The sequence below is a fragment of the Corynebacterium riegelii genome (assembly GCF_001263755.1).
Classification (GTDB): Bacteria; Actinomycetota; Actinomycetes; order Mycobacteriales; family Mycobacteriaceae; genus Corynebacterium; species Corynebacterium riegelii.
Map to the genome: position 1 here is coordinate 479,427 of NZ_CP012342.1, position 24,800 is coordinate 504,226.

The following is a 24,800-nucleotide window of genomic DNA, read 5'->3' on the forward strand; positions in this document are numbered from 1 at the left end:
GTTTTTGCGTTTCCTGTACCTGCGACCTCTACTTTTTCTGCGCGACCTGCTACGATGGCCTGTTGTTGTAAGAAAACCCCCAGGGCGGCACCGATGATCGCCAGAAAAGAGGATTACTTCGCATGTTTAAGCCCAAAAACTCCTTCGATGTTTTTGTGGATGAGGACTACGGCATCACTGAGGCCGTAGCCACCATTGATAACGGTGACTTCGGTTCCCGCACCATCCGTTTTGAAACCGGCCAGCTGGCACGCCAGGCAGACGGGTCTGTGACCACGTACCTGGATGATGACACGATGATGCTGACCACGGTCACCGCATCCAACCAGCCGCGCGAGGGCTTTGATTTCTTCCCGCTGACCGTGGACGTGGAAGAGCGTATGTACGCAGCAGGCAAGATTCCGGGTTCCTTTTTCCGTCGTGAAGGACGCCCCTCTACTGAGGCGATCCTGGCCTGCCGCTTGATTGACCGCCCGCTTCGCCCGACCTTTGTTAAGGGTCTGCGCAACGAGGTGCAGGTTGTGGTCACGGTGCTGTCCATGGACCCGGAGGAGTACTACGACGTTGTAGCCATCAACGGTTCTTCTGCGGCAACGCAGCTGTCTGGCCTGCCGGTCTCCGGCGCGGTTGGCGGCGTGCGCATGGCGCTGATTGCTGATGACAAGCACCCGGAGGGCCAGTGGGTGGCCTTCCCGAACCACGCACAGCACGAGCGTGCGCTGTTCGAGATGGTTGTTGCCGGCCGCATTGTGGAAAAGAAGCGTGGCCGCAGGACCGAGCAGGACGTTGCCATCATGATGGTGGAGGCCGGCGCTGGCGCTAATGTTGTCAAGCTTGTCAAGGACGGCTTCCCGGCTCCGACCGAGGAGACCGTGGCCCAGGGCCTGGAGGCTGCAAAGCCGTACATTAAGACGCTGTGCGAGGCGCAGACCGCGCTGGCAAAGGAAGCAGCGAAGGACGCCAAGGAGTTCCCGCTCTTCCCGCCGTACTCGGACAAGGTGTTTGAGGCAGTGGAGAAGAAGGCCGCTAAGCGTCTGTCCAAGATCATGACGATTGCGGGCAAGCAGGAGCGCGAGGAGGAGTCCAACGCGTTCATGGAAGAGGTCGAGGAGTACCTCTTTGACAAGCTCGACATTGACGATGACGAAAAAGACGAGATTGCTGCCGCCTCCAAGGAGATCCGCGCCGCATACAACGCGCTGCAGAAGCAGATCGTGCGCGACAAGATCCTCTCGGAGGGCTTCCGTATCGACGGTCGCGGGGTCACCGACATCCGCGACCTCGAGGTAGAGGTGGAACTCATCCCGCGTGCGCACGGCTCTGCACTGTTTGAGCGTGGCGAGACCCAGATCCTGGGCGTGACCACCCTGGACATGCTGAAGATGGAGCAGCACATTGACTCTTTGACTCCGGAGACCTCCAAGCGCTACATCCACCACTACAACTTCCCGCCGTACTCCACTGGTGAGACCGGACGTGTGGGTTCCCCGAAGCGCCGCGAGATTGGCCACGGTGCGCTTGCAGAGCGCGCCCTGCTGCCGGTGATCCCGTCGCGTGAGGAGTTCCCGTACACCATCCGCCAGGTCTCTGAGGCGCTTGGTTCCAACGGTTCGACCTCCATGGGTTCTGTGTGTGCCTCCACGTTGTCGCTGTACAACGCTGGTGTGCCGTTGGCTGCTCCGGTTGCTGGTATTGCGATGGGCCTTGTCTCTGGTGAGGTGGGCGGCAAGACCGAGTACGTGGCACTGACCGATATCCTCGGCGCAGAGGATGCGTTCGGTGACATGGACTTTAAGGTTGCCGGTACCCGCGAGTTCATTACTGCGCTGCAGCTGGACACCAAGCTGGACGGCATCCCGTCTGATGTGTTGGCAAGTGCTCTGAACCAGGCACGCGAGGCACGTGAGACCATCCTGGACACCATGGCTGAGGTCATTGACCAGCCGGATGAGATGAATGAGCTGGCTCCGAAGATCACCACCGTGAAGGTGCCGGTGTCCAAGATCGGTGAGGTCATTGGCCCGAAGGGCAAGACCATCAACTCCATTACGGAGGAGACCGGCGCGGACATCACGATTGAGGACGACGGCACGATCTACGTCTCCGCCGCCCAGGGTGCTGCAGCGGACGCGGCGATTGAGAAGATCAACGCCATTGCGAACCCGCAGATGCCGAAGGTGGGCGAGCGCTACCTGGGCACCGTGGTCAAGACCGTGGCGTTCGGTGCGTTCGTTTCCATCCTGCCGGGCACTGATGGCCTGATCCACATCTCCAACTTGGGTGGCAACACCCGCGTGGAGAATGTGGAAGACGTCATCAACGTCGGCGACAAGGTTGAGGTTGAGATCCGCGATATTGATAACCGCGGCAAGATCTCCCTGGTGCCGGTCGAGGACTAGGGCAGGAACTTCAGTTTCTTGCCTAGGTCTAGTGCCGTGGTCATTAGCTGCCCGTAGTACTTACGCGGCAGCTGCTTCGGGCCACGCATTGGCATGATGCGCTGCTGGGCGATGTTTTTGACCTCGGTGTACTTGGTCATGCCCTCTGGCCCGTGGCGCCGGGCCATGCCGGACTCCTTCACACCGCCTAGTGGGGTGGAGATGGAGGCCCAGGTGGCCGCGTAGCCGTCATTAATAGTCACGCTGCCGGTCTCAATCTGCCACGCCAGCCGCTCGGCGGTTTCTGTGGCACCAAATACTGAGGCGTTGAGCCCGTAGTTGGTGTCATTTGCCAATTCCACGGCCTCTTCAAGGCTCTCGACGCGTTGCACGTAGACCACAGGGCCGAACACTTCCTCGGTTTCCAGGTCTGTGTCTGGGCCAAGATCGGTCAGGACTGTCGGCTCGAAGTGGTAGGGCCCCACATCAGGGCGGGCTTTGCCGCCCGTAACCACGGTTGCGCCCTTTGCCACCGCGTCCTCCAAAAAAGCCGTGACGCGGTCGAGCTGATCCTGGTTGATGAGTGAGCCCATGCTGTAGTTCCAGTTCAATCCCGTGCCTAGTGTGAGTTTTTCGGTGGCGGCTTTGAATGCGTGCAGAAATTCGTCGTAAATCTCGGTGTGCGCGTAGATGCGCTCGATGGATACGCACAGCTGGCCGGAGTTGGAAAAGCACGCGGTGGCAATCGTGTCGGCATGCTTGGCTACATCCGCATCGGGTGAGATGATCATCGGATTCTTGCCGCCCAACTCAGCGGAGTAGCCCACGAGCCTCTCACCAACAACCTTGCCCAGGAGCTTTCCGGTTGCTGTGGAGCCGGTGAACATGAGGTAATCACAACGCTGCGCGATAGCCTGGCCAACAACAGTGCCTGAGCCGGTGACAATCTGGAACAGGTTGTGCGGCAAACCTGCGTTGAGCAGCAGGTGCAGCGCGATCAGGTTGGAAAATGGGGTTTGCCAGTCCGGCTTGGCTACGATGCCGTTGCCTGCGATCAACGCCGCAATCGCATCGGAGACGCCAAGGGCCAGGGGGTAGTTCCACGGGCTGATCTGGCCAACAATGCCTTTGGGCACGCGCTGCTGCGTGGTGCTGGTGATCACTGGAAATGCGCCAGCCTTGCTGGAGGTAGCTAGGAACTTCTCCGCGTTGTTGGCGTAGTAGCGGGCGTTATTCATCACGTCCAACACTTCGTCATACGCCGCTGTGCGGTCCTTGCCGGTCTCAAGCTGGACAATGTCCGCCAAAAGGTCGCTGTGCTTCTTCACCAAGTCATGGAAGCGCTTGATCACGCGAGCACGCGCAGCAATCGGCCGTTCCTGCCACTGCTTTTGGGCGTGGCGGGCAAGTTCGAATGCCTTCTCCACGTCCTCGACGGAGCCGACACCAACATGCCCAAGCGGGGCGCTGAAGTAGGGGGAGTAAACCTCATGCAGCTCACCGGTAGCCAAAGAACCGGATTTGGCATTGGTGGAGTGGACCAAGAGCTTGCGGGCAAACTCTTCCGGCAGCGGGCGTTCTTGGAGGCGTTTTGGAAGCATTGGTGTTTTTCTCTCGAGTGTTGAATCTTGGGCTGAGGAGCAAAACGCCCCAGGCACCTGCTGACACAGTGAGTTCGTGTCAGCTGTGCCGGGGCGAAATGGCAGCGAATGGTTTAGACTGGGCAGCCGCCAGAACGAGCGTCCTTGGCCTTACCGTCAGTGTTATCAGCGGACTCCTCGCCGTGGCCGTACGGGGCAGCCAGCTTCGGCTCCTTGTACTCGCCTTCGATCATGCCGTTCTTGATCATCATGCTGCGACCAGGCTCCATGTAGCGCTTGTCTTCCGGCAGCTTGTCAAAGACCTTGCGGACAAATTTCGCGATGCGGTCAAATCGCTTCTGGTCCTTCGCGGTCCACTCCAGGTCCAGGATCTCACGCTGCTTGTCGTTCAAGGTGCCGTAGGTCATCCAAATCATGGAGCGCATGATCGGCTTCCAGATCACATTCCACACAGCTTGGGAAACGCCATCCGGTGGGGTCACCGGCTCTACGCGTGCGGTGCGCAGTGCGAAGTCCACGGTCTCGTTGCGTTCCAAGACGGTGTCTTCCATCTTCTTGAAGTACTCGATGTAGCCGTCGAGGTTGTCAATCACCGGGCGCTCGGACATGCCGTACATGTCCCACCAGGTCACGCCCTCCTGGATGATCTGCTCTTTCTCCTCGCGAGTAAACGGGGTGCCGAAGAGCTCCTGGGCCCAGATCACGCGCCACACAAAGGTGGCGTGTGCCCACCAGTACACGTCCGGGTTCAGGGAGTGGTAACGGGTACCGTCACGCAGCTTGCCCTTAATGCCGTGGTGATAATCCCGGACCTGCTTGGCACGAGTGCCGTCGTCATAAATCGAGTAGATAATCTGCGGAGTTGAGCGCTCCAGGCGGGAGAACGGCTCCTCGAAAAACTTCGAGTGATCAAGCAGCGACTGGCCAATGGCGGGGTGCATATTCTGCAGCACACCGGTGTAGCCGCGCAGCAGCTGAATGCGGTTGTCGGAGCCCCACTTCCACAGCAGGGAATCGGGGCCCAGCGGGGCGCGCTTTAGTTCGCGCTTGTCAGTTTCAGTTAAGTGAGTGTTGTTGCTATCAGTTCCCATGTGTGAACTGTATCACTCATTTGTGATCGTGTGTTGTGAATTAACGCTGAAAATCTACTACAACACGCGTCGGATTCTCCAGCACGTACACGTGGAACGGCAGCTGCTGGTCAAGGCCGATGATGTACTGCGTATCGGCCTCAAACACACCGCCGTGGACGACGTCCACCACGTGTCCTGCGCCAACGCCAACTGGTCCACCTGCAATGAGGTCTTCGCGCGGGCTCATCATTGCCATAGGGGTGCCCTGGATCATGATTTCCAGAAACGCGTTGCCGGGAACCTCCATCGGCAAACCGGAGGCCTGCTGGCGAGGATCCGGGTTGTAGGCCGCGATCACGCCTGGCAGGCCGGTTCCGGAGTATTCAAGCACCACTCGGTCCACATCGGTGTGGGTGCCGGCGCGCACATCTTGAATCACGAGTTCCGGGTTGCCCTGGGAAGGCAGCATTACGCGGTCCTGCGCAAACAGTGTCTGCGCCTGGGCGTCATCCGCGGGCTGGACCGTAGTTGCTTCCTTCGTTTCAACCGAAGTGGTCGGTTGCGCCGTTGTGGCTTGCGAAGTTGCAACGCTTTCCTGCGTCACAGCCTGCGGGGTCGGCTCCGGCGCTTCCGGCTGTGTGCAGGCGCTCAACGCCAGCGGAAGTAGGAGCATTATGCTTATCGACGCTCTGTTCATACCCCCAACCATATAGAAGCGGAGGCAACGTGACGGTGAAAGTTGGAGTTCTTGGTGCGAAAGGTCGCGTGGGTTCGGCAGTTGTCGCAGGTGTCAACGCGGCCGAAGATCTAGAGCTGGTCGCCGAAATTGGCCAGGGGGATAGCCTTGAACAGCTCATTGACGCTGGGGCAGAAGTAATTGTGGATTTCACAACTCCGAATGCCGTGATGGACAACTTGGAGTTCTGCATTTCCAATGGCATTCACTGCGTGGTGGGCACCACCGGTTTTGATGAGGCCCGCTATGAGCAGGTGCGCAAGTGGTGCGCAGAGGCAGACGGGGTGGGCGTGTTGATCGCGCCGAACTTTGCCATCTCTGCGGTGCTGACCATGGCTTTTGCTAAGCAGGCTGCGCCGTTCTTTGAGTCTGCTGAGGTTGTGGAATATCACCACCCGAACAAACTTGATGCGCCGAGTGGCACTGCGATTAAGACGGCACAGGGGATTGCGCGTGCGCGTCGTGAAGCAGGAATGGCCCCAATGCCGGACGCTACGGAACAGTCCCTTGAGGGAGCACGCGGGGCGAATGTGGATGGTGTGCATGTCCACGCCGTGCGCATGACCGGCATGGTGGCGCACGAGGAAGTGATCTTTGGCACCACCGATCAATCCTTGACCATCCGTCAGGATTCCTACGGCCGCGAATCCTTTGTGCCGGGTGTGCTTACCGGCGTGCGTCAGGTGGCAGATCACCCTGGCCTGACTATTGGCCTAGACACCTACCTGGGGCTGTAATCAATGGCCGTGGAATCAACCCTTGATGTGCAGCTCATTGCAGCCTCGACGTTTCACATGCCTACCGGCGTGGACTGGGAGGTAGATGCAGAGGCCACGGACGCGGAAGCCATCGTGGAGTTCGCTGGTAGGGCTTGTTATGAAACCTGGGATAAGCCCAACCCGCACACCCGCGCAAATGATGCGTATCTTCGCCACATCATTGATGTTGGCCATGACGCGCTGTTAGAGCATGCAACTGCAACCGTCTACATCCGTGGACTTTCGCGTGCCGCTGGCAACGAGCTTTTGCGCCACAGGCACTTGTCCTTCTCGCAGTTGTCGCAGCGCTTCGTCCACTCCGGTGATGGGGAAGTGATTGTGCCGGATGTGATTGCAGAAGATGAGTCGCTGCACCGCATGTTCCTCGCCGCAGTAGATGAGGCGCGTTTTGTTCACGACGAGTTGCTGCACGCCCTAGAGGAAAACCTGGCGAGCGAACCGAATGCACTGCTTCGGGCCAAGAAGGCGCGCCAGGCTGCGCGCGCGATTCTGCCCAACGCAACTGAGACCCGTTTTGTGGTTACCGGTAACTTCCGGGCGTGGCGCGAATTTATCGCAGCACGCGCCTCCGAGCATGCTGACGTGGAGATTCGCACCCTGGCTATTGCGTGTTTAGAGCTGTTGCGGGAGGCCTCGCCTGTGCTGTTTAGCGATTTTCTGATTAGTGAATTGGCTGATGGCACACGTATGGCAACCAGTCCTTACGTGTAATTTACCTACGGGTTGCGGAGGGTTTTGTCCGCTGTTGGTGTGCTCTTGTGCAAACTTGGGGGTGAAACAGGGTAGTCTATTTGCCCATGGGCACATCATTGATAGCTAACCGCGGCGCTGAGACGTTCGGCACCGCCTGTGTCGCGATGGTCACTCCGTTTGATGCAAACGGCAAACTTGATCTCGCGGCCGGGCGTAGGTTGGCTGCCCACCTTGTGGACAATGGGCTGGACGCACTCGTCCTTGCCGGCACCACCGGCGAATCCCCAACCACCACCACTGAAGAAAAGGTCGCTTTACTTCAGGCAGTCAAGGAGGAAGTAGGCGACCGTGCCAAGCTGATCGCTGGCGCGGGTACGAACAGCACTGCTACCACGATTGAGCTGGCGAAAGCATCTGCAGATGCTGGTGCTGACGGCCTTTTGGTAGTTACCCCGTATTACTCCAAGCCTTCGCAGGAGGGCGTCTACGCCCACTTCGCGGCAGTTGCAGGTGCGACGGATCTGCCGATCTGCCTGTACGACATTCCGGGCCGTTCTGGTATTCCTATTGACGGACGCGTGATCGCGCGCCTCGCTGAGCTGGACACCATTCAGGCAGTGAAGGATGCGAAGGGTGACTTCGCGGAAGCTGCGCCGCTGATCCAAAACACTGACCTTGCTTGGTACTCGGGCGATGACCCGCTGAACCTGCCGTGGCTGGCAGTGGGTGCGACTGGTTTTATCTCTGTGGTGGGACACGCGGCGCCGCGTGCCCTGCGGGAATTGCTCACAAGTTTTGAGGCTGGCGACCTCGCCCGTTCTCGGGAGATTAATGCCAACATCATTAACGTGCTAGCACACCATCAGGCTGTAATGGGTGGTGTCACATTCGCGAAAGCAGCCTTGCGTTTGCAGGGCATTGAGGTCGGAGATCCCCGCCTGCCAGTCGCGTCGGCGACTGAGGCACAGGTTGCGGCACTCCGACATGACATGGAGAAAGCTGGAGTCCTTTAAATATGAATGAACCCCGTAACCGCGCACGCAAAGTTACGCGCAAAGCCGGGCCGCCGGAGGCTGCAGACCAGCAGCCCGTATTCCAGGCACCTGATACCCCAGCCGCCCAAGAGGGCGGCGATTTTGGTGTAGATAACAACACCAAAGGCAGTGGCCGTGGCGGAAACAACGGCGGAAATAACAATGGCAACAAGGGTGGTCAGAGCCAGAACCAGGGCCAGAACCAGAGCCAAAATCAAGGCAATGGCAATGGCCGCCGCCGTCGCGGCCGCGGTCGTGGTGGCAATCACGGTGGCGAGGGGCGCGGTGAGCGTCGTAACCCAATGAAGTCCATGCAGGGTGCTGACCTGACCAAGCGTCTGCCAGCACCGCCAAAGCCGGCGAACAACACGCTGCGGATCTACGCGCTTGGTGGTATTTCCGAGGTTGGTCGAAACATGACCGTCTTCGAGTACAACGGCCGCCTGCTGGTTGTGGACTGTGGCGTGCTGTTCCCGAACTCTGGTGAGCCGGGGGTGGACTTGGTGCTGCCTGATTTTGGTCCGATTGAAAACAAGCTGGACAAGATCGAGGCGCTGGTTGTTACCCACGGCCACGAGGACCACATTGGTGCGATCCCGTGGCTGCTGAAGCTGCGTCATGATATTCCGATTTACGCATCCCGCTTCACCAACGCGCTGATTGCTGCAAAGACCCAGGAGCACCGCCAGCGTCCGAAGCTGCATGAGGTAAACAAGGACTCTGACATCAACGTCGGACCGTTCCGCGTGCGCTTCTGGCACGTAAACCACTCCATTCCGGAGTGCTTGGGTGTGTCCATCAAGACTGGTGCCGGCCACGTTGTCATGACTGGTGACGTGAAGTTGGACCAGACGCCGTATGACGGCAAGCCCACGGATGTCCCGGCCCTTGCCCGCTACGGCGATGAGGGCATCGACCTGTTCATGTGTGACTCCACTAACGCCACTATTCCGGGTATTTCTTCCTCGGAGGCGGGCATTGAGGAAACCCTGACCCGTTTGGTGAGCCAGGCTCGCCAGCGTGTTGTGATCTCGTCTTTCGCCTCTAACGTGGCGCGTGTCCAGATGGCTATTAACGCTGCTGTGGCGAACAACCGCAAGGTGGCGTTCAACGGCCGTTCCATGATGCGCAACATGGAGATTGCGGAGAAGATGAGCCTGCTTAAGGCTCCGAAGGGCACGATCATCCCGATCGAAGAGGCCGCGAAGATGGCACCGCACAAGACGGTGCTGATCACCACTGGTACGCAGGGTGAGCCGATGGCGGCGCTGAGCCGTATGTCACGTCGCGAGCACCGCCAGATCACGATTCGTGATGGTGACACGATCATCTTCTCCTCCTCGCTCATCCCGGGCAACGAGGAAGCAGTCTTCGCGGTGATCAACAACCTCGCCCAGATCGGTGCGAACGTGATCACCAACGCGGAGGCTCACGTCCACGCCTCTGGCCACGGTTATGCAGGAGAGCTGCTTGCGCTGTACAACGCTGCACGTCCGACGTGCGCGATGCCGGTGCACGGCGAGTGGCGCCACATGCGCGCCAACAAGGAGCTTGCTATCTCTACGGGCGTGCGCCCGGAGAACACCGCGCTTGCGCAAAACGGCGTGGTTGTGGATATGACCAAGGGCAAGATCAAGGTTGTTGGCCAGTACCAGGTGGGTCAGCTCTACGTTGATGGCGAGACCATGGGTGATGTGGACCTGGACGTGCTGGCGGATCGTACCTCGCTGGCCGCCGGTGGCGCGTTGTCCATTACGTGTGTGATTGATGACCGTACGGGTCGCCTCCTACAGTCGCCGACTGTGTCCACCACTGGCTGGTCTGATGATGACCGTGAGTTCAACAAGAAACTCATCGAAGCCGTCGAGGCCGTGATGGATGATCTGGCTGCCCAGGGTGAAAATGATGCGATGCGTATGGTGCAGCAGCTGCGCCGCAAGGTGGGCCGCGCCATTTCCCAGAAGTACAAGCGTGAGCCGGTGATTTTGCCGACCATCGTCCCAATGGCCGCTGATCTGGGCCCGATTGATGATGAGGACGTGGAAGCGTCCCGCGAGTCGCTCTAACCGTTAGCCATCGCACGTACTACCCCCTAGGGCCGCACGATGTTGTGGTCTAGGGGGTAGATACGTTTTCGGGGTCAAACCCAACTTCTTCACGCGGGCCGGGGGTGCGTCGTTGAAGCCGGGCCTGGAGGCAGTCCTTGGAACAAATATGCAGGGGAAGATATGCAGGTTCGCAGGTCACGGCCAATTTTCATTAACGGGCCCCTTATTGAAAAAGTGCTCTGACCATTACTCCTGCATATTTAGACCTGCATATCTGTTGACTGGGGCGGACCGGGCAGCCGAGCACGTCGCGGGAACTGTCCCGCGCGGGTGACGTGTGTCTAAGGGGGTAGACACGCCTGGACGGGGCGTGCAACACTTTGGGGCATGAGGACTGCAAAGAGAACCGCAAAGAAGACTGCCGGAATGTTGGCGGCTGCTGCGACTGTAGCCACGATGATGTTTGCGCCCGCGGCACACGCGGACGAGGATGTGGATTGGACGGGTGGTCGCCCGCTGCCACCGGGAACCGAGGTTCCATTTGAGCCTGGCTACGCGTCGGCTTGGAGGAACTACGACGTGATTCGTCCGGGTGATCCGAACTTCCGCAACCCAAGCGTGCAGGGCATCCGCGTGATTGGTCACTATGACAAGGACACCATCATGTGTTTGATGAACGCCAAGGGCGGCATTAGCGGCTGCTACGTTGACGGCAAGCCAGCTACTGACCTCGGCTGGGGCACGGGCGGTATCCAGGTGACTGTGGATCCAACTGTGGCACAGTTCGCCCCAGTTATCCGCGGCTACAACGATATGAGCAGGCAGCTGTCTAGCGGGAGCGGATCTTCGCTGCCGTTCTAACTGCTCCACCTGTGCGGCTAGGCTAAGGGGCATGACTTTCGCACAAAGAGAGCGTGAGCGTCTGGGGCTTTTGCTTCTGGACGTTGGCCCGGACGCCCCAACCCTCAACGACGGCTGGGCCACCCAAGATTTGGCCGTGCATTTGTTGATCCGTGAGCGTAAGCCATGGGCCGCACCGGGGATTTTGATCCCGGCGGCCAAGCCGCTGCTGGAGCGCGAGACGAAGAAGCAGAAGGCGCGGCCGTACGGGGATGTTGTGCGTGAATGGGCGGCCGGACCGCCGGCGCTGCTTGCGCCTGTAGACGCGAAGATGAATGGTGCGGAGCATTTCATCCACCATGAGGATGTGCGTCGGGGTAGGGGAGTAGTTCAGCCGCGCGAATTCAGCAAGGCTGTCAATGCTGATTTGATGCGTTACGTGAAACGTTTTGCCGCGTTGACATTGCGTGGCAGCGAAGTACCTGTGGTGCTTACCCCGCAGGATCTGCCGCCTATTACTGCGGGTGGCAAGGCTGGGGTGGCTGAGCGTGGGGACAACGTGCTCCGAGTTAGTGGAGCGCCGGGTGAACTGCTGTTGTGGGTGAGCGGTCGCGATGCGGTTGATGTGAGTTTTAGCGGCAACACATCGGTGCTCAAGGGGCTGAAGCGACAGATTTAAAATACCGTGCCGGTGTGGCAACTGTGACGTGTGTGACTTGAGGTATTAGAGTTACACCCATGTCTGTCAAAAACCCGGCACCACGTTCGCCGCGCTCGCACCCCGCGTCAAGGGGGTATTCGAGCAGCCGATACGCAGCCTCACGCGACCGTGATTATGGTGCGCCCGCGTCCATGACACATCCGCCGACCTCATCTATGGTCGCCGCGGACACTGCCAATGAGCGCGTCGGTTCTGCAACCAAGGTTGTTGGCAGCACGCTGGGGTCTGCGACCCGTTGGGTGGGATCCGCTGTCGCAGGTCTAGGCGCGGGTTTTGGGGGCGGGCGTCGCCGTCGACGCGATGAAGAGGAAGCGGACTTTGATCCGTTTGACTCCTCGTTTGATGATGCTGAGCAAGAAGATGTACCGCGCAGGAGAAAATCTCGCGCAAAGGTTGAAGTCCAGGAGGAATCGGAAGATCCCATGAGGGAACGTGACAGTGAAGATATCAATGTTCACGCCGATGCATGGGGCCTTGTACTTATCGGACTTTCCGCAATTATTGGTGCGTCCGTATGGATGGACATTGCTGGACCCGTCGGTAGTGTGATCGCTCAGGCCTGCCATTGGGTTATTGGTGCCGGTGCGCTGATCCTGCCGATTGTCCTGGTATGTATTGCGATTGCGTTAATGCTCAATGTGCGTACGCCAAATGCCGTGCGTGGCCGCGTGGCACTGGGGATCAGCATCATCGCTGTGGGCATGCTGGGCATGATTCACGTATTTGCGGGCACTCCAGCGGATTGGGAGACACGCAAGATTGCCGGCGGTGCTATTGGCACACTCGTCGGTGGTGTCCTGTCTGTAGCCTTTACTCCGTTTGTTGCGGTACCCCTGCTGGCGCTGCTCATTGTGTACGGCGCACTCAAAACAACCGGCATTACTACCCGTCAGACCTATGACTACCTTGTTGGGCTCTTTGCCAGGATGCGTGAGAAAGGCGAGGAAGAGTTCTTCGAGGATGAAGACGCAGACGCTGACAGCGATGACCGCTACAGTCACGTTGACCGAGACCTTGAGGACATAGCCGAGGGACGCGAGCGCCGCCCACGTGAGCCTGAGGAGAGGACGGTGGTGGAGCGCCCACGCTCGTCGCGTCGTCCACGAGTGCGTCAGACGCCGGCACCGACACCTGCGCCTACACCAGCGCCGACGCCTGCTACTGCACCAGCCCGCACGCCGATGGATAACTATCCGGCAGACGGGGACACGGTCTACGACTTTGCTGAAGACGTAGCTGATTCCCCGGAACCGGAACGAAAGCCTGCGGCCAAGCCCGCGCCGGCTGTCGAAGAGACCCGCGTGCTGGATCGTGAGCCGGTCACACAACCGCAGCCGGCAGTCCCAGCACCCGATGCTGTTGGGACTTCGCGTGAGGCGATGCGCCAGGCCATCATTGCGCGAAGCGGCGTCGACGCTGCCGCGGTGCCGGCAAGCACGCCGAAGTCTGAGGTTGCAAAGCAACAGGCACCAACAACGCCGGTGAACCCTGCGCAGCAGGAGGCGCGGAAGGTGGCGTCGGGGGAGTACACGTTGCCGTCGACAAGCTTGCTGGTTCCCGGCAATGCTCCGAAGACGCGCACTGAGGCCAACGACCGCATGATCGAGGCCATCACGGACGTGTTTGAGGAATTCAACGTTGACGCGACCGTGACCGGGTTTAGCCGTGGCCCGACAGTGACCCGCTACGAGGTTGAGCTGGGCCCAGGTGTCAAGGTTTCCAAGATCACCAACCTCCAATCCAACCTGGCGTATGCCGTGGCTACGGACAATGTGCGTTTGCTGACTCCGATCCCGGGCAAGTCTGCTGTGGGCATTGAGGTGCCTAACCAGGACCGTGAGATGGTGCGGCTGCGTGACGTACTGGACGCGCCGAAGGTGGCCGCTGACCCGGACCCGATGCTCATCGGCCTTGGTAAGGACATCGAAGGCGACTTCGTTTCCGCCAGCGTGCAGAAGATGCCGCACCTGCTGGTCGCCGGCTCTACTGGTTCCGGTAAGTCAGCGTTTGTGAACTCCATGCTGGTGTCGCTGCTTACCCGCGCGACCCCGGAGGAAGTGCGCCTGATTCTGGTGGACCCGAAGATGGTGGAGCTGACGCCATATGAGGGCATCCCGCACCTGATCACGCCGATTATCACTCAGCCGAAGAAGGCAGCCGCTGCGCTGCAGTGGCTGGTTGAGGAGATGGAGCAGCGCTACATGGACATGAAGTCCGCGCGCGTGCGCCACATCAAGGACTACAACCGCAAGGTTCGCAGCGGTGAGATCACGGCGCCTCCGGGCTCTGAACGTGAGATGCGTCCATACCCCTTCATTGTGTGTGTGGTAGATGAGCTGGCGGATCTGATGATGACGGCACCGAAGGAGATCGAAGACTCCATCGTGCGCATCACCCAGAAGGCCCGCGCGGCAGGTATCCACCTGGTGCTGGCAACGCAGCGTCCGTCGGTAGACGTGGTTACGGGTCTGATTAAGACCAATGTGCCGTCGCGACTGGCGTTTGCTACCTCCTCGCTGACGGACTCGCGAGTCATCCTGGACCAGGCGGGTGCAGAGAAGCTCATCGGTATGGGCGATGGCCTGTTCATCCCGCAGGGCGCTGGCAAGCCACAGCGTTTGCAGGGCGCATTTGTGACGGATGAGGAAATCCAGGCGGTTGTAGACGCCGCGAAGTCCCAGGATGAGCCCGAGTACGTCGAAGGTGTAACCGAGGACAAGCAGGCCGAAGCCAAGGTTATTGATGATGACATTGGTAAAGACCTCGACGACCTCCTCGAAGCGGTCGAGCTTGTGGTTACCTCCCAGCTGGGGTCGACCTCCATGCTGCAGCGCAAGCTGCGCATCGGCTTTGCTAAGGCGGGTCGCCTGATGGACCTCATGGAATCGCGTGGCGTTGTCGGCCCGTCAGAAGGCTCGAAGGCCCGCGAGGTGCTGGTCAAGCCTGAGGAGCTTGAGACGATCATCTGGATGATCAAGGGAGCCGATCCTGCCGAAGCACCGAAGGAAGCAGGGCTGGAGCAGGATGAGGCGCAAGTAAGCGGTGACTCCGATACGGACGATGACACCCGCACCGTGCAGGCGACGTACAACCCAACCGGCGGCGCGTTCTAGATGCAGCAGGTAGTGTCGCCGCGCTTGTCCAAGCACCTTGTCTTCGTCCTGTTTGAGGACTTCGAGCTTCTAGACGTAGCGGGGCCGCTGGAAGTCTTCTCCAAGGTCGACGGGTGGGAAGTCACGTTGCTCTCTCCGGATGGGCGTCCTGTGGGCTCGTCTCAGGGCGTTCGATTTGAAGTAAGTGGCGATTATGCGCCGCAAGGCAGTGATGTCCTGTTCGTTCCAGGAGGTCGGGGCACCCGCAAACTTGCGCACGACGAGTGCTTCCTCAACGCTCTCAAATCTCTGGCGAGTGACACCAGTGTCGTGATGTCTGTGTGTACCGGATCGGCATTACTCGCCGCGGCTGGGCTCTTGGAAGGGTATGCGGCCACGAGTAACAAGCGCGCGTTTGCGTGGGCCACGAGCTTCGGCCAGGACATCGATTGGCGCCGCTCTGCGCGTTGGGTACACGATCGCGACCGGTGGACATCCTCAGGAGTCTCGGCCGGTACAGACATGGCGGCGGCATTCGTTGCGGATGAATGCGGCGAGGCAGTCGCACGCGAGGTGGCGGACGCGATCGAGCTGCGTCTACACCTCGACCCGAATGAGGACCCGTTCGCCATTTAGGCCATCTGGGTTCCACAGGCTAGTGTCACCGCGCTTCCGAATCCATGTGGTGTAGAGTGAGACGCGCTTGGAGGGGAGTACCCCGTAAGTGCCCGGATCGTCAGCACGGCAGCGCATCTCGCGCCCCGGTCTGGGCCGCCCCGCAACATTGAGGTGGGGGAGACCTCCGGTCATTTCAACGTAACTTCTGACCGGAGGAAAGCTTATGCATGTGCCTTTGTCCATCTGGCTGATCACTTCTGCAGTGATCCTGGGTTTTTTCATTTTTGATTTCGTTTCCCACGTGCGCACCCCGCACGAGCCCTCCATGAAGGAGTCCGGTGGGTGGGCGGCGTTCTACATGACCATGGCCTGCATTTTTGGCGGCATCGTGTGGTGGCTGTGGGACGCAGAACACGGCATTCAGTTCTTCACTGGTTACATCACGGAGCTTTCGCTGTCCGTGGACAACCTGTTTGTGTTCGCGCTGATCATGGGCGCGTTTAAGATCCCTCGTGCGTACCAGCAGAAGGTGCTGCTGATCGGCATTGTGATGGCGCTGATCTTCCGTCTGTTGTTCATCCTGCTTGGCGCCGTGATCATTGAGGCCTGGTCGGATGTGTTCTACATCTTCGCTGCCTTCCTCATCTACACCGCGATCAAGCTGGTGTATGACGAAGCGACCGACCAGGAGGATCCGGACCCGAACGACATGTTTGTGGTCAAGACCCTGCGCAAGGTCATCCCGGTGACCAGCTCGTACCACGGTGACCGACTGGTGTCACGCACACAGGCTGGCAAGCGGGCTGTAACCCCGCTGTTCGTCGCGCTGCTGTCCATTGGATTTATCGACGTGATGTTCGCATTCGATTCCATCCCGGCCATCTACGGCATCACCCAGGAAGCGTTCCTGGTGTTCACCGCCAACGCGTTTGCGCTGCTTGGGCTGCGTCAGCTCTACTTCTTGCTCAACGGCCTGTTGGACAAGCTCGTCTACCTGCCATACGGCCTGGCAGTCGTGCTCGGCTTCATCGGCGTGAAGCTGCTGCTGCACGCCCTGCACGAGAACAATCTATCCTTCATCAACGGCGGAGAGGGCTTGGGCGTGCCGGAAATCGGGACGGTCACCTCCCTCGGCGTGATTGTCGGAGTACTCGTAGTGACTGCAATTGCGTCCGTAATCAAGGACCGTGCAGATCTCAAGGCTGGGCGCCGTCAACCGGACGACAAGAAGTACCACGTTGACTTTGATGACCACGGTAACCGTCGCAAAGTGGACAAGTTCGGTCACCATATCGAGTGGATTGATGATCCGGCGACCTCCGGAAAGGGCGACCACACAGCGACCGGTTCACGCGATACCGATCACTTGCATGTCGCCCGCGGCAAGAAGAGTTAGGTGAAGATATTTGCGACCGGGTTCCATTCGCGGATATCCCGGTTCGCAAGCGCATTGGCAGCTACATACGGGTCCTGATTCATCAACGCTTCTGCCTCTGCAATTCCAGCGGTATCTGGCAGCTGAATGATGATCAGGGCCTGTCCACCCTCGAGGTATGGTCCGGAGCCGACGATCTTTCCAGCCTCAAGGAGACCTGCGATGAACTCGCGGTGTTTTGGCCGCGTGGCGTCTACAAGCTCAGCGTCAGAGGCGTAGGTATAGGTGCAAGCGAAATATCTCATGAATGGCAGTCTAGGGTGGATGGCGTGAGTAACGCTACGGCCAAGCAGTCCAATTGGAATCTGCCAAACATATTGACCAGTCTGCGCATCTTGTTTATCCCAGTGTTCGCCTGGCTGGTTCTCGATCAGCGCTGGTGGTGGGCCTTCGGTCTCTTTGTTGCACTGATGATTACAGACAAACTGGATGGCGATATCGCCCGCGCCCGTGGTCTGGTTACGGATTTTGGCAAAATCGCTGACCCGATTGCAGATAAAGCGCTGATGATCACAGCCATGGTCACGCTCAACATCGCATCCACCTTGCCCGTGTGGATCACCGTGGTCATTGTGGTGCGTGAGCTGGGCATTACGTTCTGGCGCATGTGGATGTTGCGGCGTGGTCGCGTCGTCCCGGCGTCGAAAGGCGGCAAGCTCAAGACCGTCCTGCAAACCGTGGGTATTGCGCTCTACCTTTGCCCGCTGCCAGCGTGGATGGATATTCCTACACTCGTGGTGATGATTATTGCCGCTGCCGTGACGGTGGTGACCGGTATCCAGTATTTGATTGATGCGGAGAAAGCTAATGCTTGAGCCTTTGCTTGTAGACGCACTGCGGAAACACTCCCAAACCATCTCCTTTTGTGAGTCACTGACTGCTGGTTTGGCTAGCGCCCGTGTTGCAGCCATCCCGGGAGCATCGGACGTGCTGCGCGGCGGACTGATCACCTACGCCACGGACTTAAAGATTGCACTCGCTGGGGTAGAAGCCGAGGTTGTAGAACTCGAAGGTGTGGTCTCTGCGGCTGTGGCACGAGAGATGGCTCGCGGTTGCAGGCAAGCATGTGGTTCTGACTGGGCGGTTGCGCTGACTGGCGTGGCAGGCCCTGATCTCCAAGACGGACACCCGGTGGGTGAGGTCTGGATTGGCCTTGCAGGGCCGAACTGGACTGCATCCAGCTTGGCTGCGGATTTGTTGCCGCCGAGCCAGACCAGATTCGCGCTGGTTCCAGATGCGGCTGAGCCGCAGCGTGTGATTGCAGGAACCCGCAATGACATTCGGAATTCAGCCGTGGATGCAGCGCTGATCGGGGTGTTGCACGCACTTGGGGAACAAACTGAAGGGCTGATCCGTTAGAACTCATGATGGCAACAACGACTCTGCTTCTAGACCAACCGTTAACCACCGCGCCCCTTATCCCAACCGCGCCGGTGAAGGAACCCCTGCTGCGTGAAGCACTGGGGATGTCGCTGCGTGCATTTCGTGCGGACAAGGGCGTGTCACTTCGTGAGCTAGCTACCCAAGCACTGGTGAGCCCGGGGTACCTCTCGGAGCTTGAGCGCGGCCGCAAGGAAGTGTCCTCTGAGGTGCTTGCCTCCATCTGCCAGGCGCTGGATACCACGGTGTCTGAGGTGTTGCTTGAGGCTGTGGCAAACCTCTCCCTGCCGTCTTTGGCGGAGGAACTGCGTACGACAACTCCTGCGGCAGCAGAGGCTTAAGCCCGTCGCTGTGGGTTATCAGGGGGAGTAGCGCAAGCGGGGCGCGCCCATCGCGTCTAAAGTGGGGACGCAGAAATGTAATTTTCCACGAAAGGTTTATGTAACCAATGGCGAACCCGTTCAAGAAGTTCTGGAACTACCTGATGGCGCTCTTCGACAGCAAGATCGAGGAAAACGCTGACCCGAAGGTCCAGATTGAGCAGGCAATTAATGAGGCCCAGCGCCAGCACCAGGCACTGTCCCAGCAGGCAGCTGCCGTGATTGGCAACCAGCGTCAGCTGGAGATGCAGCTTAACCGCCGCCTGGAGGACGTGGAGAAGCTGCAGGCCAATACCCGCCAGGCACTGCAGCTGGCCGACAAGGCCCGCGGCGAGGGTAACGCGCAGAAGGCACAGGAGTACGAGAACGCTGCTGAGGCGTTTGCGGCACAGCTGGTCACCGCGGAGCAGGGCGTTGAGGACACCAAGCAGCTGCACGACCAGGCTCTGCAGCAGGCGGCTTCTGCGAAGCAGGCAGTTGAGCGCAACGCGGCACAGCTGCAGCAGCAGGTCAATGAGCGCACCAAGCTGCTGAGCCAGCTTGAGCAGGCCAAGATGCAGGAGAAGGTCTCCGAGACCATGCAGTCCATGAACGCGATTACTGCGTCGGGCCCCAACCTGGATCAGGTGCGTGACAAGATTGAGCGCCGCTACGCCAACGCGCTTGGCCAGGCTGAGCTGGCCCAGAACTCGATTCAGGGCCGCATGGCTGAGGTTGAGCAGGCCGGTATCCAGATGGCTGGCCACGGCCGCCTGGAGCAGATCCGTGCCGAGATGGCTGGTGAGCTGACCTCTGGCGCGAAGCCGGCGATTGAGCAGGGCAACAACGCTGGTGCCGAGGTTTCTGATGACGCAGTTGCGCAGCGTATGCGCGAACTGCGTGGCGAGTAGCGTTTCGTCTCGCGGGGTTAATCCACCGCGCCGCGCGCGACTAGTGCCTCCGCAATCATGCGGGCACGTCGCACGGCGCGGATAACCAGGGGGGTTCCAAAGGCGGTCACCGAGAAGCCGGCGCCACGCGCTTTGCGTGCGTCGAGCACCTCGTTGGCCGTTTGTAGCATCAGGGGGATCAAACGGATCGTCAGCGCAATGGTCAAGCTGATCAGATCCACCGGCACGCCGAAGCGAGCAAGCGGCTGCATTGCCTTATCCAGGGAATCGAGCAGCGCCTCCACTGTGGTGGTAAGCGTCAGAAGGTTTGCCGCAGCAATGGTGGCTAGCAGCGAGATCATGGTGGTTAACGCGGCTTCCAAACCGTTTTGCCAGACCAAAAAAGCGCCGAGGAAGATCAAGATGGGCAGCAGTGGCACCAACTGGCGCCAGGCAACCTCAATCGGGATACGTGCCCACATGTACAGCGCCATCACCAAGGTCAGAGCGGTCATGGATTGCCACGGGGCGTTTGGCGCAAACGTTGCGACAATGATGAATGTCACAAGCGCCACGAACTTCCAAGCGGGGTTCGCGCGATGCAGCCACGTGTTGCCAGGGACGTAGACGCCTAGGGGAAGTTCTCTGATCACGGCTTCGCTTCCATCAGGTCGGTATAGAAAGTGATGGCGGCGTTCGGGGTGCCGTCGAAAAGCAGCTGTGCATCATTGAGCACCAGGACACGGTCGAAATCCCGCAACATGTCCAGATCGTGTGTGACCACAATGAGCTGCTGGTCGAGGGCCATGAGCTCGCGGATGATGCGGCGCCGGTTGCGTAGATCTAGAAGAGTCGTTGGTTCGTCGCAAATAATGGTTTCCGGTTCAGTGACCAACACTGACGCGAGTGCCAGCATTTGTTTTTCTCCACCGGAGAGGGTGTGCGGGGAGTGCTCGGCGTGACTGGCTAGCTCGAAGCGCTCAAGGACAGCAGCAACGCGTGACTGGACCTCGGTGCGGGGCAGCTTGAAACGGCGCAAAGAGAATGCGACATCATCGGCAACCCGCGGCATCACAATCTGATTCTCCGCATCGGAGAAGACAAAACCGACCTGTTTGCGGATAGTCTTTGCGTCCTTCGCGGTAGACAAACCGTTGACAAGCACGTCACCCTCAGTCGGCTCAATAAGGCCGTTAATCAGGCGCACAGCGGTGGATTTGCCGGACCCGTTTGAACCAATGATGCCGATGCGTTGCTCGGTCAGCCTGAGGGTGAGCGGCGCGAGGATCTGCTTGTCGTCATAGGTGACTGCTGCGCCGCGGAACTCGATGGTGGGCATTAGCGTTTGCCGAGCTTGCCGCGAAGGTCCGGAAACGCGGTGTGGACAGCAAGGGCGATAGCAATCATGACGGCCACCTTAATTGCATCCGGCAAAAGGAATGGCAACTGTGCTGCCCATGCGGCACCGAAGGTCAAGTCCAGGCGAAGCATCATGCCGAACACGCCAAAGAGGTACTGCATGAATAGGCCGAGGTAGCCAGCCACGATGAAGATACCGGTGGTTACAGCGCGGTTTGCGGAAAACGGTGCGCGGTATGCAATGGCGCCAGCGACAAGCGCTGCAATGAGATACCCAACAAGGTAACCCGCGGTGGGGCCGCCGAGCGCGGCAATCGTGGTGCGGCCACCTGCAAGAACGGGAAATGCAAGACCGACAGCCAAGAAGAGCAACGTGGTGAGGAAACCGCGGCGGCTGCCCAGCACTAGGGCGGCCAGGATCACTGCGGCATTCTGCAGGACAATCGGCACACCGAATACTCCGGCGGGGATGGCAACAAAGCCAAGCACCATGATGATGGCGGCGAAGACGGCGATGTAGGCGATATCAGTTGCAGTTGCGTTAGAGCTGCGGGACGTTGAGGCGGCATTCGCCTGGGGTGATTCAGAGTTGGTCATGTGAAAAACCTACCTGAACGCTGTTCAATGCGTGGTATTGAGGGGTGCTTAGGTAGGTTGGCCGTATGCGATTGACGGAATTTCATCAGCTTGTTCGTGATGAGTTTGGCCCGGAGCGTGCGGAATGGATCATTCGTTCCCAGGTGCTTGCCTCTAGCGATATGACGGCAAGTGAGCTCATCGAAAGTGGTGTCGATCCGCGCGAGGTGTGGGAGGGGTTGTGCAATGCCTTTGACGTGCCAGCGGAACGGCGTTTGGGGGTAGACCGGCCCGGGAAATAATTTTCCGCGCCCCTACCTTTAATCGAACACCCTTGCGTGTAAGGTGCTTCGTGTGTGCTGAAGAAAATTAGGATGAATTTTGGCTGCGAGGGAACCGAACCACTGGTAGCCAACGTCTAATACCTATAAGCATTAAAAATCCTAAGGAGAAAACATGGCTGCAAAGAAGAAGACCGCTGCTGCGGGCAATGACCGCCAGAACGCACTTGATGCGGCAATGGCAATGATTGAGAAGGACTTTGGCAAGGGCGCCATCATGCGCCTGGGCGAGGAAAAGCGCCCGCCGATTCAGTCCATCTCCTCGGGCAACACTGCCATCGACGTTGCACTGGGCATTGGCGGCTGGCCACGCGGGCGCGTAGTAGAGATCTACGGCCCGGAGTCTTCCGGTAAGACGACGGTGGCACTGCACGCCATCGCACAGGCTCAAAAGGCAGGCGGTATCGCGGCGTTCATCGATGCGGAGCACGCGCTTGACCCGGACTATGCGGCAAAGCTGGGCGTGGATACAGATAATCTGCTGGTCTCCCAGCCCGATACCGGTGAACAGGCTTTGGAAATTGCAGACATGCTGGTGCGCTCCGGCGCTATTGACATCATCGTGATTGACTCCGTGGCGGCGCTGACGCCGAAGGCGGAAATTGAAGGCGAGATGGGTGATAGCCACGTTGGTCTGCAGGCCCGCCTGATGTCTCAGGCACTGCGCAAGATGACCGGTGCGCTGTACAACTCCGGCACTACCGCCATCTTTATCAACCAGCTGCGTGAAAAGATTGGCGTGATGTTTGGCTCCCCGGAGACCACAACGGGCGGTAAGGCACTGAAGTTCTACGCATCCGTGCGCTGTGACGTGCGCCGAATCCAGACGCTGAAGGACGGCCAGGATTCCATTGGTAACCGCACCAAGCTCAAGGTGGTCAAGAACAAGGTGTCCCCGCCGTTTAAGATCGCGGAGTTCGACATCATGTACGGCGAGGGCATTTCGCGCGAAAGCTCCATCATTGACATGGGCGTGGACAACGGCATTGTGAAGAAGTCCGGCTCTTGGTTTACCTACGAAGGTGAGCAGCTGGGCCAGGGTAAGGAGAAGGTCCGCCAGTTCCTCAAGGACAACCCTGACTTGGCCGATGAGATTGAGGACAAGATTTTCAAGGCTTTGGGCGTTGGCAAGTACGCGGGTAAAACGGACGAGGATGACGCGCTGACGGACGACGCGATTGACATGGTGCCAAACGTTGACTTCGACGATGAGGACGATGACGCATAGCCAGGAGCGCGATGTTGCCAGCAAGGTAGCGAAACTGCAGCAGGCCCTTGAGCACTTTGAGGGCGGGCAGCTCTTTGACTCTTGCAAAGAAGACGCGCTTGCGCCGATTCGCAAGCGTGCCCTCGGACTGCTGGATCAGCGGCAGCGTTCACGCCATGAGCTGCGTGAACGTTTGCTCAAGCTGGAGTTTGCGCCTGAGCTTGTTGATGAGGTACTGGATTCGCTTGAGCAGAACTTGCTTTTAGACGACGCACGGTTTGCCTCCGAGTGGGTGCGCCAGCGCGCGGCAACGCGAGGAAAGTCTTCCCGGGCCCTTGATTTGGAGCTGCGTGAAAAGGGCGTCGCAGCGCATGTGCGTGCAGAAGCATTAGAACAGATCAGTGCCGAGGACGAGGAACGTCAGGCACGCGCTTTGGCGCAGAAGAAGGTGCGAGAGGTCAAACAGCCGCCGGCTGATAGGGCGGAGTATGACAAAGCCTTGCGGCGTGTCGTTGGGATGCTCGCGCGCCGCGGTTATTCCTCCGAGCTGACCATGCGGGTGGCGCGCAGTGAATTAGAAGCGCGCATCGAATCTTTCGACTGATGCGCGCTTGGTGCGGGGTGTTGCTGAACAGTGTTGCTGCTCCAGTCTTGGCTTAAACCTGGAGTGGCACAGATTAGCTGTGAGGCAAAGGCAGGAATTCCGGGCGTTGTTTTCCGCGCGGCGGAGAACCCGGCTCAGTCCAAGCGTGGACTTACGCTTGGACTGAATCGTGGTCACCGGGACGAAGGCACGCGGTGAAATCCCCTCAATCCCCATCAGGCGCATCCGCTTGGCCACAGTCTTCCGATTGAGCGCAATGCCGTAGCGCTCAGCCAGTTCTGCGGTAATGCGCGGTGCGCCGTAGACCTGATCAGAGTCAGCCCAAATCTGGCGGATCTTGCAGTCAACATCGTCATAAAACGCTGCCCGATCATCGTTACCTAGGAGTCGTTGCTGCTGGTTATGGGACCATTTGTAGTAGCCGGACCGTGACACCTTCAACAAGCGTGCCATACGTTTGATGCTGTAGTTTGCCTTCTCTCGCCGCATTAGTTCGAACTTTTCTGTTCGCGTTGCTTCGCGGAGAAGAAGGCTGTCGCTTTTGACAAAAACTCGTTGTCCATCCGAGCTTCTGCCAGCTCTCGGCGCAAGCGCGCATTCTCGGCCCGAAGATCCGCCGCGCTCATCCCATCGGCAGCGCCTCGGCGCTCCCGCTCATTTTTGACCCATTTGCCCAAAAGTCCCGGGGCGACACCGATCTCTCGGGCCACATGAGCGGTCGGGCGCTGCGACTCAATCACGAGATTCGCGGCTTCACGCCGGTACTCCGGCGTGTACTTCTTGCGTTGTTGACTCACAATGAACATCCTCTCCTACGGACACAACATCCGTACAAGTTGGGTGTCCACTAAACGAGGGTAACCTCATGCGCTGTTTTACTGCACTGTGTACTAGCCATTCCATTACGCACTACGCTGGCGCACTTCAAGTTCATTGAAATCTTCTCAGACATTAGTGGTTCTCCTTCAAGTGAAGAATGCTTTAACTGGCCTCACCTTACCGGCATTCCTCTCAAACTTGGCCTCTGTTCGCTATG

26 protein-coding genes are annotated in these 24,800 nt (G+C 59.1%); 17 read left to right on the plus strand and 9 right to left on the minus strand.

The features are described from left to right. Window positions 1-122: 122 nt before the first annotated feature. Window positions 123-2,399 (plus strand): polyribonucleotide nucleotidyltransferase, encoded by a 2,277-nt coding sequence (locus AK829_RS02265; RefSeq protein WP_052203886.1) that lies wholly within the window; start codon window positions 123-125, stop codon window positions 2,397-2,399. Here AK829_RS02265 and AK829_RS02270 read toward each other — a convergent pair. From AK829_RS02270 to AK829_RS02280, 3 genes are all read right to left on the minus strand, one after another. After that, window positions 2,396-3,979, minus strand: coding sequence for a succinic semialdehyde dehydrogenase (locus AK829_RS02270; RefSeq protein ID WP_052203888.1), 1,584 nt, complete (start codon window positions 3,977-3,979; stop codon window positions 2,396-2,398). The two genes, AK829_RS02265 and AK829_RS02270, sit on opposite strands and share 4 nt — an antisense overlap. Window positions 3,980-4,092: 113 nt before the next feature. Then, entirely contained in the window at window positions 4,093-5,070 is a 978-nt protein-coding gene (locus AK829_RS02275) for an oxygenase MpaB family protein (protein ID WP_083439712.1), read from the minus strand. 40 nt (window positions 5,071-5,110) lie between these two features. Further along, window positions 5,111-5,749: an AMIN-like domain-containing (lipo)protein gene (locus AK829_RS02280; protein ID WP_157045277.1), complete on the minus strand. Its 639-nt coding sequence runs from the start codon at window positions 5,747-5,749 to the stop codon at window positions 5,111-5,113. A gap of 29 nt (window positions 5,750-5,778) precedes the next feature. On the opposite strand from AK829_RS02280, the gene dapB reads away from it, so the two are divergent. The 9 genes from dapB to AK829_RS02325 all read left to right on the plus strand — a co-directional run bounded on the left by dapB (window position 5,779) and on the right by AK829_RS02325 (window position 17,009). After that, window positions 5,779-6,525 carry a 4-hydroxy-tetrahydrodipicolinate reductase gene (gene dapB, locus AK829_RS02285; protein ID WP_052203892.1) on the plus strand — a complete coding sequence of 249 codons (747 nt, stop codon included), beginning with the start codon at window positions 5,779-5,781 and terminating at the stop codon, window positions 6,523-6,525. Window positions 6,526-6,528: 3 nt separating this feature from the next. Then, window positions 6,529-7,278: an FAD-dependent thymidylate synthase gene (gene thyX / locus AK829_RS02290; protein WP_052203894.1), complete on the plus strand. Its 750-nt coding sequence runs from the start codon at window positions 6,529-6,531 to the stop codon at window positions 7,276-7,278. 86 nt (window positions 7,279-7,364) lie between these two features. Next, a complete protein-coding gene (gene dapA, locus AK829_RS02295) occupies window positions 7,365-8,273 on the plus strand; it encodes a 4-hydroxy-tetrahydrodipicolinate synthase (RefSeq protein WP_052203896.1) in 909 nt (302 codons plus the stop codon). Between the two features lie 2 nt (window positions 8,274-8,275). Further along, window positions 8,276-10,360 (plus strand): ribonuclease J, encoded by a 2,085-nt coding sequence (locus AK829_RS02300; protein WP_052203898.1) that lies wholly within the window; start codon window positions 8,276-8,278, stop codon window positions 10,358-10,360. A 369-nt stretch (window positions 10,361-10,729) separates the two neighbouring features. Next, window positions 10,730-11,203, plus strand: coding sequence for a hypothetical protein (locus tag AK829_RS02305; protein WP_141738233.1), 474 nt, complete (start codon window positions 10,730-10,732; stop codon window positions 11,201-11,203). 31 nt (window positions 11,204-11,234) lie between these two features. Further along, window positions 11,235-11,861, plus strand: a complete 627-nt coding sequence (locus tag AK829_RS02310; RefSeq protein ID WP_052203902.1) for a TIGR03085 family metal-binding protein — start codon at window positions 11,235-11,237, stop codon at window positions 11,859-11,861. Between the two features lie 59 nt (window positions 11,862-11,920). Continuing rightward, window positions 11,921-15,016 carry an FtsK/SpoIIIE family DNA translocase gene (locus AK829_RS02315; RefSeq protein WP_052203904.1) on the plus strand — a complete coding sequence of 1,032 codons (3,096 nt, stop codon included), beginning with the start codon at window positions 11,921-11,923 and terminating at the stop codon, window positions 15,014-15,016. A gap of 24 nt (window positions 15,017-15,040) precedes the next feature. Next, a complete protein-coding gene (locus tag AK829_RS02320) occupies window positions 15,041-15,631 on the plus strand; it encodes a DJ-1/PfpI family protein (RefSeq protein ID WP_157045278.1) in 591 nt (196 codons plus the stop codon). 205 nt (window positions 15,632-15,836) lie between these two features. After that, window positions 15,837-17,009 carry a TerC family protein gene (locus tag AK829_RS02325; protein WP_052203909.1) on the plus strand — a complete coding sequence of 391 codons (1,173 nt, stop codon included), beginning with the start codon at window positions 15,837-15,839 and terminating at the stop codon, window positions 17,007-17,009. On the opposite strand, the gene AK829_RS02330 is transcribed toward AK829_RS02325, so the two are convergent. Further along, the gene (locus tag AK829_RS02330) at window positions 17,006-17,293 is read right to left on the minus strand and encodes a YciI family protein (protein WP_052203911.1); all 288 of its coding nucleotides are present in this window, start codon (window positions 17,291-17,293) and stop codon (window positions 17,006-17,008) included. The two genes, AK829_RS02325 and AK829_RS02330, sit on opposite strands and share 4 nt — an antisense overlap. A gap of 24 nt (window positions 17,294-17,317) precedes the next feature. Here AK829_RS02330 and pgsA point away from each other — a divergent pair, with 24 nt between their 5' ends. From pgsA to AK829_RS02350, 4 genes are all read left to right on the plus strand, one after another. Next, the gene (gene pgsA, locus AK829_RS02335; protein WP_232305768.1) at window positions 17,318-17,863 is read left to right on the plus strand and encodes a CDP-diacylglycerol--glycerol-3-phosphate 3-phosphatidyltransferase; all 546 of its coding nucleotides are present in this window, start codon (window positions 17,318-17,320) and stop codon (window positions 17,861-17,863) included. Continuing rightward, window positions 17,856-18,407 carry a CinA family protein gene (locus AK829_RS02340; RefSeq protein ID WP_052203915.1) on the plus strand — a complete coding sequence of 184 codons (552 nt, stop codon included), beginning with the start codon at window positions 17,856-17,858 and terminating at the stop codon, window positions 18,405-18,407. The genes pgsA and AK829_RS02340 overlap by 8 nt, the downstream gene beginning before the upstream one ends. 8 nt (window positions 18,408-18,415) lie before the next feature. Beyond that, complete coding sequence (locus tag AK829_RS02345) at window positions 18,416-18,769, plus strand: helix-turn-helix domain-containing protein (protein ID WP_052206335.1); 354 nt, start codon at window positions 18,416-18,418, stop codon at window positions 18,767-18,769. A 107-nt stretch (window positions 18,770-18,876) separates the two neighbouring features. Continuing rightward, the gene (locus tag AK829_RS02350; protein ID WP_052203916.1) at window positions 18,877-19,698 is read left to right on the plus strand and encodes a PspA/IM30 family protein; all 822 of its coding nucleotides are present in this window, start codon (window positions 18,877-18,879) and stop codon (window positions 19,696-19,698) included. Between the two features lie 17 nt (window positions 19,699-19,715). Here the strand turns inward: AK829_RS02350 and AK829_RS02355 are convergent, their stop codons facing one another. Genes AK829_RS02355 through AK829_RS02365 form a run of 3 tightly spaced genes read right to left on the minus strand, consistent with a single transcriptional unit; the run spans window position 19,716 to window position 21,633 of the window. Then, window positions 19,716-20,330, minus strand: coding sequence for an energy-coupling factor transporter transmembrane component T family protein (locus tag AK829_RS02355; protein ID WP_052203918.1), 615 nt, complete (start codon window positions 20,328-20,330; stop codon window positions 19,716-19,718). After that, complete coding sequence (locus tag AK829_RS02360) at window positions 20,327-21,016, minus strand: energy-coupling factor ABC transporter ATP-binding protein (RefSeq protein WP_052203921.1); 690 nt, start codon at window positions 21,014-21,016, stop codon at window positions 20,327-20,329. Before AK829_RS02360 ends, AK829_RS02355 begins: the two co-directional genes overlap by 4 nt. Then, a complete protein-coding gene (locus AK829_RS02365; protein ID WP_052203923.1) occupies window positions 21,016-21,633 on the minus strand; it encodes a biotin transporter BioY in 618 nt (205 codons plus the stop codon). Before AK829_RS02365 ends, AK829_RS02360 begins: the two co-directional genes overlap by 1 nt. A 65-nt stretch (window positions 21,634-21,698) precedes the next feature. Here AK829_RS02365 and AK829_RS02370 point away from each other — a divergent pair, with 65 nt between their 5' ends. The 3 genes from AK829_RS02370 to recX all read left to right on the plus strand — a co-directional run bounded on the left by AK829_RS02370 (window position 21,699) and on the right by recX (window position 23,764). After that, window positions 21,699-21,914: a DUF3046 domain-containing protein gene (locus AK829_RS02370; RefSeq protein ID WP_052203925.1), complete on the plus strand. Its 216-nt coding sequence runs from the start codon at window positions 21,699-21,701 to the stop codon at window positions 21,912-21,914. Window positions 21,915-22,068: 154 nt separating this feature from the next. Beyond that, window positions 22,069-23,181 (plus strand): recombinase RecA, encoded by a 1,113-nt coding sequence (gene recA / locus AK829_RS02375; RefSeq protein WP_052203927.1) that lies wholly within the window; start codon window positions 22,069-22,071, stop codon window positions 23,179-23,181. Next, complete coding sequence (gene recX, locus AK829_RS02380) at window positions 23,171-23,764, plus strand: recombination regulator RecX (RefSeq protein ID WP_157045279.1); 594 nt, start codon at window positions 23,171-23,173, stop codon at window positions 23,762-23,764. The genes recA and recX overlap by 11 nt, the downstream gene beginning before the upstream one ends. Here the strand turns inward: recX and AK829_RS02385 are convergent. Both AK829_RS02385 and AK829_RS02390 read right to left on the minus strand, forming a co-directional pair. Continuing rightward, window positions 23,735-24,217 carry an IS3 family transposase gene (locus tag AK829_RS02385; RefSeq protein ID WP_198147780.1) on the minus strand — a complete coding sequence of 161 codons (483 nt, stop codon included), beginning with the start codon at window positions 24,215-24,217 and terminating at the stop codon, window positions 23,735-23,737. The genes recX and AK829_RS02385 overlap by 30 nt on opposite strands. Before the next feature lie 35 nt (window positions 24,218-24,252). Beyond that, a complete protein-coding gene (locus AK829_RS02390; RefSeq protein WP_232305769.1) occupies window positions 24,253-24,561 on the minus strand; it encodes a transposase in 309 nt (102 codons plus the stop codon). Window positions 24,562-24,800: the final 239 nt, after the last annotated feature.

Coding starts and splice junctions, on each gene's coding strand:
- AK829_RS02275 (WP_083439712.1), bottom strand. CDS start 5,070: ATGGGAACTGATAGCAACAACACTCACTTAACTGAAACTGACAAGCGC.
- AK829_RS02330 (WP_052203911.1), bottom strand. CDS start 17,293: ATGAGATATTTCGCTTGCACCTATACCTACGCCTCTGACGCTGAGCTT.
- AK829_RS02340 (WP_052203915.1), top strand. CDS start 17,856: ATGCTTGAGCCTTTGCTTGTAGACGCACTGCGGAAACACTCCCAAACC.
- thyX (WP_052203894.1), top strand. CDS start 6,529: ATGGCCGTGGAATCAACCCTTGATGTGCAGCTCATTGCAGCCTCGACG.
- AK829_RS02350 (WP_052203916.1), top strand. CDS start 18,877: ATGGCGAACCCGTTCAAGAAGTTCTGGAACTACCTGATGGCGCTCTTC.
- AK829_RS02270 (WP_052203888.1), bottom strand. CDS start 3,979: ATGCTTCCAAAACGCCTCCAAGAACGCCCGCTGCCGGAAGAGTTTGCC.
- AK829_RS02265 (WP_052203886.1), top strand. CDS start 123: ATGTTTAAGCCCAAAAACTCCTTCGATGTTTTTGTGGATGAGGACTAC.
- AK829_RS02300 (WP_052203898.1), top strand. CDS start 8,276: ATGAATGAACCCCGTAACCGCGCACGCAAAGTTACGCGCAAAGCCGGG.
- AK829_RS02370 (WP_052203925.1), top strand. CDS start 21,699: ATGCGATTGACGGAATTTCATCAGCTTGTTCGTGATGAGTTTGGCCCG.
- dapA (WP_052203896.1), top strand. CDS start 7,365: ATGGGCACATCATTGATAGCTAACCGCGGCGCTGAGACGTTCGGCACC.
- AK829_RS02360 (WP_052203921.1), bottom strand. CDS start 21,016: ATGCCCACCATCGAGTTCCGCGGCGCAGCAGTCACCTATGACGACAAG.
- AK829_RS02305 (WP_141738233.1), top strand. CDS start 10,730: ATGAGGACTGCAAAGAGAACCGCAAAGAAGACTGCCGGAATGTTGGCG.
- recA (WP_052203927.1), top strand. CDS start 22,069: ATGGCTGCAAAGAAGAAGACCGCTGCTGCGGGCAATGACCGCCAGAAC.
- AK829_RS02325 (WP_052203909.1), top strand. CDS start 15,837: ATGCATGTGCCTTTGTCCATCTGGCTGATCACTTCTGCAGTGATCCTG.
- AK829_RS02345 (WP_052206335.1), top strand. CDS start 18,416: ATGGCAACAACGACTCTGCTTCTAGACCAACCGTTAACCACCGCGCCC.
- AK829_RS02385 (WP_198147780.1), bottom strand. CDS start 24,217: ATGGCACGCTTGTTGAAGGTGTCACGGTCCGGCTACTACAAATGGTCC.
- AK829_RS02310 (WP_052203902.1), top strand. CDS start 11,235: ATGACTTTCGCACAAAGAGAGCGTGAGCGTCTGGGGCTTTTGCTTCTG.
- AK829_RS02280 (WP_157045277.1), bottom strand. CDS start 5,749: ATGAACAGAGCGTCGATAAGCATAATGCTCCTACTTCCGCTGGCGTTG.
- AK829_RS02365 (WP_052203923.1), bottom strand. CDS start 21,633: ATGACCAACTCTGAATCACCCCAGGCGAATGCCGCCTCAACGTCCCGC.
- recX (WP_157045279.1), top strand. CDS start 23,171: ATGACGCATAGCCAGGAGCGCGATGTTGCCAGCAAGGTAGCGAAACTG.
- AK829_RS02315 (WP_052203904.1), top strand. CDS start 11,921: ATGTCTGTCAAAAACCCGGCACCACGTTCGCCGCGCTCGCACCCCGCG.